This is a genomic window from Acinetobacter sp. XH1741, assembly GCF_041021895.1.
Taxonomy (GTDB): Bacteria; Pseudomonadota; Gammaproteobacteria; order Pseudomonadales; family Moraxellaceae; genus Acinetobacter.
The window spans coordinates 2408102-2420860 of record NZ_CP157428.1 but is presented as its reverse complement, the minus strand read 5'-3'; the positions used below and the strand labels follow the sequence as shown (position 1 = coordinate 2420860).

General features: G+C 38.0%; 9 protein-coding genes. 5 read left to right on the top strand and 4 right to left on the bottom strand.

All coding sequences use genetic code 11. The features are described from left to right. Window positions 1-138: 138 nt before the first annotated feature. Window positions 139-1488, bottom strand: coding sequence for an outer membrane protein transport protein (locus tag ABLB96_RS11540; protein ID WP_348897490.1), 1350 nt, complete (start codon window positions 1486-1488; stop codon window positions 139-141). Window positions 1489-1728: 240 nt separating this feature from the next. Beyond that, a complete protein-coding gene (locus tag ABLB96_RS11535) occupies window positions 1729-2334 on the bottom strand; it encodes a TetR/AcrR family transcriptional regulator (protein ID WP_348897492.1) in 606 nt (201 codons plus the stop codon). 418 nt (window positions 2335-2752) lie between these two features. Here ABLB96_RS11535 and ABLB96_RS11530 point away from each other — a divergent pair, with 418 nt between their 5' ends. The 3 genes from ABLB96_RS11530 to ABLB96_RS11520 all read left to right on the top strand — a co-directional run bounded on the left by ABLB96_RS11530 (window position 2753) and on the right by ABLB96_RS11520 (window position 6357). Further along, entirely contained in the window at window positions 2753-4288 is a 1536-nt protein-coding gene (locus ABLB96_RS11530) for an NAD(P)/FAD-dependent oxidoreductase (protein ID WP_348897493.1), read from the top strand. Between the two features lie 72 nt (window positions 4289-4360). Then, window positions 4361-5287: an alpha/beta hydrolase gene (locus ABLB96_RS11525; RefSeq protein WP_348897494.1), complete on the top strand. Its 927-nt coding sequence runs from the start codon at window positions 4361-4363 to the stop codon at window positions 5285-5287. A gap of 194 nt (window positions 5288-5481) precedes the next feature. Then, window positions 5482-6357, top strand: coding sequence for a phytanoyl-CoA dioxygenase family protein (locus ABLB96_RS11520; protein WP_348897495.1), 876 nt, complete (start codon window positions 5482-5484; stop codon window positions 6355-6357). Window positions 6358-6441: 84 nt separating this feature from the next. Here ABLB96_RS11520 and adeS read toward each other — a convergent pair whose 3' ends face one another. Beyond that, the gene (gene adeS / locus ABLB96_RS11515) at window positions 6442-7512 is read right to left on the bottom strand and encodes a two-component sensor histidine kinase AdeS (RefSeq protein WP_348897496.1); all 1071 of its coding nucleotides are present in this window, start codon (window positions 7510-7512) and stop codon (window positions 6442-6444) included. Between the two features lie 48 nt (window positions 7513-7560). Then, window positions 7561-8289, bottom strand: a complete 729-nt coding sequence (gene adeR / locus ABLB96_RS11510; protein ID WP_100193430.1) for an efflux system response regulator transcription factor AdeR — start codon at window positions 8287-8289, stop codon at window positions 7561-7563. A 146-nt stretch (window positions 8290-8435) separates the two neighbouring features. Here adeR and ABLB96_RS11505 point away from each other — a divergent pair, with 146 nt between their 5' ends. Together ABLB96_RS11505 and ABLB96_RS11500 are read left to right on the top strand one after the other, a co-directional pair. After that, on the top strand, window positions 8436-9581 hold the full coding sequence (locus ABLB96_RS11505) for an AdeA/AdeI family multidrug efflux RND transporter periplasmic adaptor subunit (protein WP_348897498.1): 1146 nt from the start codon (window positions 8436-8438) through the stop codon (window positions 9579-9581). After that, a complete protein-coding gene (locus tag ABLB96_RS11500; protein WP_348897500.1) occupies window positions 9581-12691 on the top strand; it encodes an efflux RND transporter permease subunit in 3111 nt (1036 codons plus the stop codon). Before ABLB96_RS11505 ends, ABLB96_RS11500 begins: the two co-directional genes overlap by 1 nt. Window positions 12692-12759 lie beyond the last annotated feature (68 nt).

Here is a 12759-nt window from a genome sequence, read left to right as displayed (position 1 = left end):
GGTGTCAATGTGAAATTGGCTAGAAATTATTTAATTAATTATTGTTTTTCATTTAATTACATAATTAAGGATATTCTTAAGTAAAAATTAATTAAAGCTTTAGAATAAGAGTAGTTGAATTTAACTACTCTTCTTAATTTAAAACCGATATCCAAATTTTAATGCATATGCAATTGCGTGATTATTTTTAAACTCAGCCTGCTCTGAAAACTCTTTTATACCTTCGATTGGTAAATAATAGCCACCACCTTCAGCTTTAGTATTTCCTAACCAGAAATATTTTACGCCAGCAGCAATAAAATAGTTAGGCGTTGGGTTAAATTGAGCACCAAGACCAAAAGACCAATAGCCTTTCATTGGTCCAAGCGTTGAAGCAGGATTACCCGTACCTGAGTCCCACCCCATATCAGATGCAATGCTCCAACGGTCAGTTAACTGACGTCCCAGTCCCAGAGTCACTGTATATTGATCTTTCTGGTAAGAATCCAAATCAATGCCTTGTTTGTATGCTCCTCCAGTTAATGTATCCATATAGTTTGCAGTAAGAGCATTGTATTGCACTGGACGAATATTAAATTTTTTCCAATTCACCCATCTCAGACTCATATAAGCAAGCGTCTTTTCAGCAATACCAGTTTGAAAATCGATATTTACTGATTGAGGCGTTTCGACTTTTGTCTTTGCTGGCGCAGTGTATTGTAATGGCTCACCAAAGATGTTTTCATCTACTTGAAAATCATATTTAATTTTTGAACGGTAAGTTACAGCCGCTTTAAGCGCAATCTCAGGAATTTGATAACTTCCTCCTACGAGCCAACCCAATTCTCCCTTTTCTTTAAATTTAGCATTGTATCCATTAAAAGCTTCGGTATATGCCATTCCTCTGAAAGAGACATCTCCTTCTACAGTTTGATAGACAGGTCCGCCATAAACTTGAAAGTTTTTAATAGGTGAATAACCCAAAATAAAACTTAAATTTTGGCTTTTTACATTTACAGAAGTACCTTCACGGCTGGCATCATCTGAATAACTATTATTAGGAAGAAGTGGATAAGCTGTTTTTGCAGCAAAAGGCTGATCGTAAAGTAAACCAAAACTGAATTGGTCTGTAAGTTGTAGCTTTAATGCAGCAGTATAAAATTGATTATCTTGCCCAATATTTCCAGTATCGCGACTCTGGTTAGGTCGAACAAGATCTGGACGATCATGAACTACACCAGAAACAGAAGGATCAACAGCGAAAGCATTTGCTTCTGCATAATTACCAGCCTCTAAAAATGGCAGTATTGACTGCCCAGACTGGTCAAGTGCTGAAGCGTGACTATAACTACTAAAACAAATACCAATTACGCTAAATATCATTAACCCAGATTTCACCTGAAATTTTCGGCTAAAGAAATATTTATTTGGGTCGTTTCCGAAAGTATTTTTTACGATTTCCAAGTGCGCTCTTAACTCAGCACAATCCATGCTTAGAGATTTTTCCATTATTTATCCTTAAATTATAATTTTTGTTAAATCACTCATTACCTAGCAATTTATTTGTTCACTAAGATTACGTGTATTAATCAAAGTGAATAAAATACAAGCTATAAAATTAATGACACAGTGTCAATGACTATGTGTAATTTATAGAAAAATCAGTTGTTCATAGTTATAGTTTTTATTATAACCAACTAATAAATAAAATATTTTTAAATATAAGATCGACAAATTATAGGTGGATTTTTATTTGTTCACATAAAGTGTTGAAGTCCAAATATTTCGAAGTACACGGATAACGACTTCTGGTTCTACAGGAGATGAACGGCCGAATGCTTCTGAAAGATAACGCTCTTCCAACCAGATTAGTGCTTTTGCTGTTTCGTCGACATCTAAATTTTGTTTAATGTTCCCTGTTTGTTGTTCCGCTCTTATATGTTGAGCAGCAGCCTTGATAAAGTCTTGAATTATAGCTCGATAAACAGTATCAACACGTTCGTCTCCACTTGCTGCTTCGACAAAAGCTCTTAATAAACGACCATGTTGCATATAGACATTTATAGAGTCGACTAAGGCACGCTCTAGATCGTCTTGAAGATTATTTCCTGCCAACCACCGTTCTGTGATACTGAACAATTCTTTAGCAATATTCTCAACAAGACGGAGCGTAAGATCGTGTTTATCACGAAAATGGACATAAAAAGCTGGACGTTTTAAGCCTGTACGTCGCATGACTTCATCAATATTGAGGTCACGAAAATGATGTTCATTTAAAAACTGTTCAGCAGCTTCTAATATTTCTCGCTCAGATTCTTTTGGATCATGTTTAGGTCTACGGCGAGAGGTTGTCATACTGTCCTATTTCCTTTTGGCATGGCGTCATTGTAGGTATTAAAAAATCTTTCGACAAGTCTTTATCCCCTCTTATCATATATGCTAATGACGTAATACAAGAAGAAATCACTTAATTAAAAATAAAATATAATTTATAAAAATCAAAATCTTAAATTAAAAAATTTATCCTCCACAAGACTGTATTAATTAGTCTATCTATGTTGCAAGCAATAATTACATGCAGTCATTGACAGTGTGTAATTATTAGCTTAATAATATTCACACATACCTAAACCTCACTTAGATTTAAATCGAAGTGAAAATGGATTGGATCAAGGACTTTGTTCATCAGGGAAGATGAAGATTATAAAAATCATCATCTTAGAGAATATAACTGATGCTCAATTTATTAAAATTGTGTAAAGAGGAAAAGGATATGAGTACATCAAATCAAAATACTATTATTGATGTTTTAATTATCGGTGCAGGGATCTCAGGTATTAGTGCAGCCTACCATTTAAAAAAATATAGACCGAATACAACATTCACTATGCTAGAAGGCCGTGATGAAATTGGAGGCACATGGAGCCTGTTCCGTTATCCAGGTATTCGCTCAGATTCAGACATGCAATCTTTTGCATTTGGCTTTAAGCCTTGGACCAATAAAAGGGTTTTTGGCAGTGCTCAAATGATCTGTGATTATTTACAAGAAACCATTACTGAGAACGACATTGAATCTCATATTCGATTTGGTCACTATATGACAAGTGCCGAATTCTCATCACAAGAAGGCGTTTGGATAGTTAAAGTAAAACGTAAAGATCAAAAAAGTTTAACTACTTTCCGTTCACGTTTCTTACTGATGAGTACAGGTTATTATGACTATGATAACGGTTATACACCTGAGTTTAAGGGAACCGAGGAATTTCAAGGACAAATCATCCATCCTCAACAATGGCCAGAGAACCTAGATTATTCTGGCAAAAAAGTCGTGGTCATTGGTAGTGGTGCTACAGCTGTTACCTTAATTCCAGCGATGGCTCAGGATGTTGAGCACATCACGATGCTTCAAAGATCGCCAAGTTATGTCATGGCTGCCCCAAGTACAGATTCAATCGCGAACGCGCTCAATCGTGTTTTCTCACCACAACGTGCTTTCGATCTTATTCGCCGTAAAAATATTGCCTTGACTCGAGGCGTCTACAATTTGAGTCGTCGCTTTCCGAAGCTCATGCGTCGCTTTTTAATCTCAGATGTACAACGAAACCTACCAAAAGACTTTGATGTCGCCACTCATTTTTCACCCAAATACAATCCATGGGATGAACGCTTATGTGTTGTACCAGACGGAGATATGTTTAAAGCAATTTCTACTGGAAAAGCTTCTGTAGTAACCGATCATATCGAGCGTTTTACCAAAGATGGCATTTTACTTAAATCGGGTAAAACATTAGAAGCCGATATTATTGTGACCGCAACAGGTCTAAACGCAGTCGCATTTAGTAAGACTCAATTAATTGTGGACGGGAAAAAAATTAATTACCCAGATACCACTATTTTCAAGTCAATGATGCTCTCTGATGTTCCTAACTTCGCCTTTGCATTTGGCTATACCAATCTTGCATGGACTTTAAAAGTTGATTTGGTCTGGAAACACTTTTGTAGATTACTGGATTACATGGATGAAAATAAATATGGAACATTCACGCCTGTAATTAGTAATAAAAACATGAAACGTATTCCATTTGTAGATTTGAACTCAGGCTACATCCAACGAAGCATTGCACAATTTCCAATGGCAGGTACACAAGGCCCATGGATTGTAAAACAAGATTATAAATTCGATCTTGAACGACTCCATAAAGGTTCTGTGTTTGATAAAGAGTTGCTGTTTTCAAATCCTCAAATCAAGAAAAAACTCCACGTCATCACAGAAGAACCTCTGACAGCACAAATAAAAATCCAAGCTTAACAACGGCGATTTACATTTTCATCTCTTATCTAGAGTACGAGTAAGAGACAAAAATCAATTAGGGAAAATATGATGGAAAATATTAAATTTATAAGCAAAGGAGTTACCTGTTCTGCATGGTATATCCCTTCAACTTCAGAAGAGTTTATGACCTCTGAAGGCCGACCTTGCATTGTTATGGCAACAGGCTTTGGTGGTACAAAAGATACAGGATTGTTAGATTTTGCCGAGCCGTTCAGCCAAGCAGGTTTTGATACATTCGTATTTGATTATCGTGGATTTGGCGAGTCAGCAGGCTTACCTAGACAACATGTATCCTATATTAACCAACGTGAGGATTATCATGCAGCGATCGCAGCTGCACGAAGTTTACCATTCGTTGATCAAGATCGAATTGTACTATGGGGTACTTCGTATTCGGGTGGTCATGTCGTTGTAGTTGCTGCACAAGATCCTAAAGTATCAGCAGTTATATCCATGAATCCTGCTACAGATGGTTTAGCAGCTTTAAAACAAGTTTTCCAATATGGAGGGATAAAGCAAATAACAACGGCTATCGGTCATGGCATAAAGGATTTAATTCATGCCATAGCACAACGCCCTCCGCATCTTATTCCAATTGTTGGGCAACCTGGTACCGCTGCCATGATTAGTACCCCAGGTGCTGAAGAAAGTTATACCGCAATGGCAGGTCCCACTTGGCGTAATGAAGTCTGTGCTCGTGCAGCTCTGGAAGTCTCATACAACCGACCAGTTACTTTTGCAAAAAAAGTTAAGTGCCCTACTTTAATTCAAGTCGGTTCTAATGACCAAATTGCACCACCTGACCCAGCTCGAAAAACAGCAAGTCTGATTCAAGGGCCTTCTAAACTACTCGAATATCCAATTGATCATTTTGATTTCTATACGGAATCTTGGCATAGCGCGGTACTCAATGATCAGATTAGTTTCTTGAGGAAGACTCTTGCTCCACAAACAAATAGCAATGAGAGTTTATAAATTTTTCATTGCAGAAAAACACTTAATTCAAATACATACATAAGCTCATAGCATTTTTCAGCAATCTAACAATTTAGTGAACTGTAACGATGAATACGAAAAGTGAAGAGATATGTATGAAAACCAATCTCACAACAAAGCAGTTTACTTAAATGCTTTGGAGTATTCTCAATCAGGATTGATAAGGAAATCTTATGTCACTCGTTAAATTAAGCAAAGATACACAAATCGATGAAATCGTTTCGATTATTAAAAGAGATGGTGGTGTCATTATTGAAAATTTTTTAAATGATGAAATCACCCAAGATATTTATCAAACCTTATCTAAGCAATTAGAGTTGATTCCAGACGGCGAAGATGATTATTTTGCTGGTACAAAAACTCGTCGAATGAGTCGTTTATTTGCCCGCTTACCACAAATGCCTTTAGTTGCAATGAATCCGCTATTTTTGGACACTGCAAAAGCAATTCTTCAAACGCCGCTACACGCATGGAGTGGTGAAAATAAAATTGAATTATGCCCCGACATTCAGGTGGGTGTGACACAAGCCATTCAAATTTGGCCAGGTCAAAAGGCTCAGCCCTTACATCGTGATGATACCGTATGGATGTGGCGACACCCTGTGTATGGACGTGAAGCTAGAGTACAAATTATGTTTGCTGTGACTGATTTTACCGAAGAAAACGGTGCTACTCGCGTTATTCCTGCAAGTCATTTATGGGATGATCAAAGAGTACCTAAAGAAGAGGAAACAATACCAGCCGAAATGAAAGCTGGTGATGCTTTAATATGGATTGGTTCTACCTACCACGGCGGTGGAGCAAATGTAAGTCATGAGCCTCGTATTGGTTTAACGATGTCTTACGATCTCGGGTTCCTTCGTCAAGAAGAAAACCATTATTTATCTCTATCGTCTGAAACAGTTAAAAACTTTCCAGATGAGTTAAAAGGTTTGTTGGGCTGGAATATGAGTACGACATTTGTTGGATTTGTAGAACACGACGGGAAAATGATGAACCCAATAGATATGTTAAATGTTCAAAATTTTAAAACGTCTGGAATCATTTAATTCTTAATACTCGATATCTCAGAAAGAGAAACCTCAATTCATACAGGTTTCTCTTTTTTATTTAAACTTAATACATAGTTTAAGTTAGATCGTTGTTTTTAATTGAATGATAAAAGCGCTATTAGGAGCCCGATTTTCATATCGAATTGTGCCTGCATGAGCTAACACAATAGCTTGCACGACTGCCAGACCTAACCCCGTCCCTCCCAAAGCTTTATTCCTAGACTGCTCTACTCTATAAAAAGGATTGAATAATTCTTTTTGATATTCAGCGGGAATTCCTGGACCTTCATCTACGATTTCTAATGTCCAGTATTCTTGCTGAACTGAAGACTTAATTTTCAAAACTCCGGGATTAGAGTATCTAATTGCATTATCAATCAAAGCAATTAGAACTTGCTCCATACGTCTTGCATCGCAAGTTACAAGGTCATTAGAAATATCATAATTTACAGTAAGATTTGCCTGTTTAAGTTTTTCATCAAACATCAGTATGACTTTTTCAACACATCTTAAAAAATCAACTGACTCAATATTTAACTTAAGCTGTTTATTTTCAAATAAACTCAACGTTCTCAAGTCTTCTACTAAATGCGATAACCCTTCTACTTGGTTCAACAAACTTCGAATGAGTTCTGGCTCAGCTTTAAAGATTCCATCTACAATCCCTTGTAATCTGCCTTGCAAAATTGTGATGGGTGTTCTTAATTCGTGGGCAATAGCAGCATTCCATACTTGCGCATTTTGTACAGAACTCTCAAGCTTTTGAGCCATATCATTAAAATTTAAAATTAGAGTAGAAATCTCGGTAGAATGGATTTTTTTATCATCTGCCCGAGCAGACAAATCACCATCACTAATTTTGTTAACAGCGTCTGCCAATGAATTAATCGGTACAATAAATCTTTTTGCTAACTGCATTCCAATGATTAAAGAAATAATTGAACCACATAAAATAACTGTACCTAGCCAAATCCAGTCAATCAGATGGAAATCTGTAAAGTCTCCTTGCAGGGAACTTAATGAAATCCAGCCATGATCAATTGCATAGTTATAAACGACATAGCCTATAAATACAGACAATAAAGTGATGCTTAAATTCACCATGCTAAAAGCAATAAAAAACTGCTTATTAATCCCTAATTTATTTTTCATGATCTTGTCTCAACTTGCAGCATGTCAGTCTATTTATATGCAATCCAATCATTCTTGTGGATGATCTAATCTATACCCAACACCGCGGACATTAATTAACATTTGTTCAAGTCCTTGCTCTTCTAGTTTTTTTCTTAGTTTACTGACGTGACTATCTACCGTTCTTTCTAGAGCATCACTGTCGGGTAAGCACTGATTCATTAATTCACCACGTGTAAATACCCTATGTGGCTGATTAATCATGAGGAGTAATATTTTATATTCGGTTAATGTCAGGTTGAGTAAGGTTTTCTTATCTACCTGATTGATATACACGCTATGAATCTCGGTATTAATTTCAATATTTTTATAAAACAGATTTTTGACAGCAGCTTGTTTGTTTTGATGGGTTCTTCTTAAAACAGCCTGAACACGTGCAACCACTTCATTTGGATTGAATGGCTTAACCACAAAATCATCTGCACCAATTCGTAATGCCATAACCTTATCAATATCTTGATCTAATGCAGTCAGCATAATGACAGGTGTTTGGGCTTTTTGACGAATTTTACTGAGTACTTCCCAACCATTAAGCTCAGGCAATTTAATATCAAGTAAGATCAAATCAATAGGTTGTGCAGCGTGAATTTCGATTGCCTGCTTACCATTCATTGCTCGAATGACTCGCATACCTTCACGTTTTAAATACTGCTCAATAATGTCCCCAATATCGTATTCATCTTCTACAACAAGAATCTGTTTATCACGGCAATCAAAAGAAAATGAAGCTTCGAACATAGGTAAATCATCGAAAAATTTCAGACAAACATCATAATACGCTTATTTATGTGCAGATCTCCACACTTTTTCCACATTTCAAAGATCCGGATTACACACTTACTCAAAATAATAACAACATCAAAAACTCCATAGGTTTGGACAGTATGCAAAAGCATCTTTTACTTCCATTATTTTTATCTATTGGACTGGTGATCCAAGGTTGTAGCTCTGAAGAGAAGAAACCAGTTGAGGCACCTCCTGCTAAGGTAAGTGTCTTAAGTCTTAAGCCGCAATCGGTTAATTTTAGCGAGAATCTCCCAGCTCGTGTTCATGCCTTCCGTACTGCTGAAATACGCCCACAAGTTGGGGGCATTATCGAAAAAGTATTATTTACTCAAGGTAGTGAAGTTAAAGCCGGACAAGCCTTATACAAAATTAACTCTGAAACCTTTCAAGCAGACGTTAGAAGTAATCAGGCATCTTTAAATAAAGCTGAAGCAGAGGTAGCTCGCCTAAAAGTTCAATTAGAACGCTATCAACAACTTTTACCAAGTAATGCCATTAGTAAACAAGAAGTGAGTAATGCACAGGCTGAATATCGCCAAGCTTTAGCTGATGTCGCACAAATGAAAGCTTTATTGGCACGTCAAAACCTTAATTTGCAATATGCAACCGTACGTGCGCCTATTTCTGGTCGTATTGGTCAATCCTTTGTAACTGAAGGTGCCTTAGTGAGCCAAGGCGATACCAATACTCTGGCAACCATACAACAGATTGATAAAGTTTATGTGGATGTCAAGCAATCGATCAGTGAGTACGAGCGCTTACAAACCGCATTACAAAACGGCGAATTATCTGCCAATAGCGATAAAACCGTTCGTATTTCTAATAGCCATGGTCAGCTCTACAACGTCAGCGCAAAAATGTTGTTTGAAGATATTAATGTAGATCCGGAAACAGGCGACGTCACGATTCGTATCGAAGTGAACAACCCTGAACGGAAGCTGCTTCCTGGAATGTACGTGCGTGTCAATATTGACCGTGCATCGGTACCTCAAGCCCTCCTTGTGCCGTCTCAAGCAATCCAACGTAATAACAATGGTGATCCACAAGTGTATGTCATCAATGCTAAGGGTTTAGCAGATATCCGCCCGATTGAACTTGGACAGCAATATGAACAGTTCTACTTAGTCAATAAGGGCCTCAAAGTAGGTGACAAAGTCATCGTTGAGGGAGTTGACCGTATTAAACCTAATCAAAAGCTTGAAATAACGAATTGGAAAGCCCCTAGTACTCAAGGAGCTCAATGATGTTGTCACAATTTTTCATTCGTCGCCCTGTGTTTGCATGGGTGATCGCGATTTTTATTATTTTGTTTGGGTTGCTAAGTATTCCTAAGCTCCCTATCGCGCGCTTTCCTAGCGTTGCACCACCACAAGTCACCATTAGCGCTGTCTATCCGGGTGCGACACCGAAAACAATCAACGACAGTGTGGTAACACTGATTGAAAGAGAACTATCGGGTGTTAAAAATTTACTTTATTACAGCGCAACAACAGACACCTCTGGTATGGCTCAAATATCGGCAACCTTTAAACCGGGTACAGATGTCGATATGGCTCAGGTTGATGTGCAGAATAAAATTAAAGCCGTTGAAGCCCGCCTTCCTCAAATTGTTCGTCAACAAGGTTTACAAGTTGAGGCTACTTCTTCAGGGTTTCTAATGTTGGTTGGTATTAATTCACCTACTAATCAATATTCTGAAGTTGATTTAAGCGACTATTTAGTCCGTAACGTCGTTGAAGAATTAAAACGTGTTGAAGGCGTTGGTAAAGTCCAATCATTTGGCGCTGAAAAAGCGATGCGTATTTGGGTAGATCCAAACAAGTTAGTTTCATATGGTCTTTCAATTAGTGACGTAAATGCGGCAATTCGTGAAAATAATGTTGAAATCGCTCCCGGTCGTTTAGGGGACTTACCTGCGGAAAAAGGACAGCTCATTACAGTTCCACTGTCTGCACAAGGGCAGCTGAACAGCGTTGAACAATTCAAAAACATTAGTTTAAAAAGTAAAACTAATGGCAGTGTTATTAGACTTTCTGATGTAGCTAATGTTGAAATTGGTTCCCAAGCATATAACTTCGCTATTTTAGAAAATGGTAAACCGGCAACGGCGGCGGCAATTCAGCTTAGCCCTGGTGCAAATGCTGTAAAAACGGCTGAAGGTGTTAGAGCCAAAATTGAAGAGTTAAAAGTCAATTTACCAGAAGGTATGCAATTTAGTATCCCTTACGATACTGCTCCATTTGTTAAAATTTCTATTGAAAAGGTAATTCACACTTTAATTGAAGCCATGGTTTTGGTTTTCATTGTGATGTACCTCTTTCTTCATAATGTTCGTTATACGCTTATTCCAGCAATCGTTGCTCCTATTGCATTGCTAGGAACATTCTCTGTGATGTTGCTTGCAGGGTTCTCTATTAACGTGCTCACCATGTTTGGTATGGTGCTCGCAATCGGTATCATCGTCGATGACGCCATTGTAGTTGTAGAAAATGTCGAACGGATTATGGCGACTGAAGGCTTACCGCCTAAAGAAGCGACCTCTAAAGCAATGAAGGAAATCACGAGTCCAATTATCGGTATTACCTTGGTACTTGCCGCCGTATTTTTACCAATGGCGTTTGCAAGTGGCTCGGTCGGGATTATTTACAAGCAATTTACGCTGACCATGTCGGTGTCAATCTTGTTCTCTGCGCTATTGGCATTGATCTTAACTCCAGCACTCTGTGCAACTATTCTTAAGCCAATTGATGAACACCATCAGAAAAAAGGCTTCTTTGCATGGTTTGATCGTACCTTTGATAACCTCACTAAAAAGTATGAAATTATTCTCTTTAAAGTCATCAAACATACCATTCCAATGATGGTGCTGTTTATCATTATTACAGCTGCGACTTTTGCCGGAATGAAGTTTTGGCCAACCGCATTTATGCCCGAAGAAGATCAAGGTTGGTTTTTAACCACCTTCCAGCTTCCATCGGATGCTTCTACTGAACGCACTAAAAATGTTGTAAAAGAGTTTGAAACAAGCATTCAAAATAACCCTGATGTTAAAAGTAATACGTCAATTTTAGGCTGGGGTTTCGGTGGTTCAGGTCAGAACGTTGCCGTTGCCTTTACAACACTAAAAGATTTTAAAGAAAGAAAATCTTCAGCATCTGAGATGACCAACTCAATTAATGGCACATTGGCACATAGTAAAGAAGGTTCATCAATGGCTGTTTTACCTCCAGCGATTGACGAGTTAGGAACATTCTCTGGTTTTAGCCTTCGACTACAAGATCGGGCCAACTTAGGTATGCCTGCATTACTTGCTGCCCAAGATCAATTAATGGCAATGGCGGCCAAAAACAAGAAGTTTTATATGGTTTGGAATGAGGGCTTACCTCAAGGAGACAATATTTCTTTAAAAATTGACCGAGATAAATTAAATGCACTCGGCGTTAAATTTGCCGATGTGTCAGACATTATCTCAACGTCAATGGGTTCAATGTATATCAATGACTTTCCAAACCAAGGTCGTATGCAGCAAGTGATTGTGCAAGTCGAAGCAAAATCACGTATGAAATTGCAAGATATTTTGAATCTTAAAGTGATGGGTGCAAGTGGTCAGTTGGTCTCTTTATCTGAAGTTGTAACACCTCAGTGGAACAAAGCTCCACAACAATACAACCGCTATAACGGACGTCCATCTTTGAGTATCGCGGGTATTCCTAACTTCGATACTTCATCGGGTGATGCAATGCGTGAAATGGAACAACTCATCGCAAAATTACCAAAAGGGATTGGCTATGAATGGACTGGTATTTCTTTACAAGAGAAACAATCAGAATCACAAATGGCATTCTTACTGGGTTTATCGATGTTAGTGGTGTTCCTCGTACTCGCAGCCCTTTATGAAAGTTGGTCAATTCCGCTATCGGTTATGCTGGTTGTGCCATTAGGTATTTTTGGAGCGATCATTGCCATTATGACCAAAGGGCTGATGAATGATGTCTTTTTCAAAATTGGCCTGATTACGATTATCGGTCTTTCCGCCAAGAATGCGATTTTGATTGTTGAATTCGCCAAGATGCTCAAAGAAGAAGGAATGAGTTTAGTTGAAGCCACTGTTGCCGCAGCCAAACTCCGCTTACGCCCTATTCTGATGACTTCTCTTGCCTTTACTTGCGGCGTGGTGCCTTTAGTGATTGCTTCAGGCGCAAGTTCTGAAACACAACATGCGCTCGGAACTGGTGTGTTTGGCGGTATGATTTCAGCAACCATTCTAGCTATTTTCTTTGTACCGGTATTCTTCATCTTTGTACTAGGTGCAGCCGAAAAACTGTTTTCTTCCAAACAGAAAATTAAATCTTAAATGAAATAAAGCAAGGGAAATTAATCAATTTCCCTTGTTCCTCTTATGTCTAAATTTATTATTTGGAG

Bases quoted from the DNA above. Each gene is read 5' to 3' on its own strand.
- ABLB96_RS11535 (WP_348897492.1), bottom strand. From the start codon at position 2,334: ATGACAACCTCTCGCCGTAGACCTAAACATGATCCAAAAGAATCTGAG.
- ABLB96_RS11540 (WP_348897490.1), bottom strand. From the start codon at position 1,488: ATGGAAAAATCTCTAAGCATGGATTGTGCTGAGTTAAGAGCGCACTTG.
- ABLB96_RS11520 (WP_348897495.1), top strand. From the start codon at position 5,482: ATGTCACTCGTTAAATTAAGCAAAGATACACAAATCGATGAAATCGTT.
- ABLB96_RS11525 (WP_348897494.1), top strand. From the start codon at position 4,361: ATGGAAAATATTAAATTTATAAGCAAAGGAGTTACCTGTTCTGCATGG.
- adeR (WP_100193430.1), bottom strand. From the start codon at position 8,289: ATGTTCGAAGCTTCATTTTCTTTTGATTGCCGTGATAAACAGATTCTT.
- ABLB96_RS11505 (WP_348897498.1), top strand. From the start codon at position 8,436: ATGCAAAAGCATCTTTTACTTCCATTATTTTTATCTATTGGACTGGTG.
- adeS (WP_348897496.1), bottom strand. From the start codon at position 7,512: ATGAAAAATAAATTAGGGATTAATAAGCAGTTTTTTATTGCTTTTAGC.
- ABLB96_RS11500 (WP_348897500.1), top strand. From the start codon at position 9,581: ATGTTGTCACAATTTTTCATTCGTCGCCCTGTGTTTGCATGGGTGATC.
- ABLB96_RS11530 (WP_348897493.1), top strand. From the start codon at position 2,753: ATGAGTACATCAAATCAAAATACTATTATTGATGTTTTAATTATCGGT.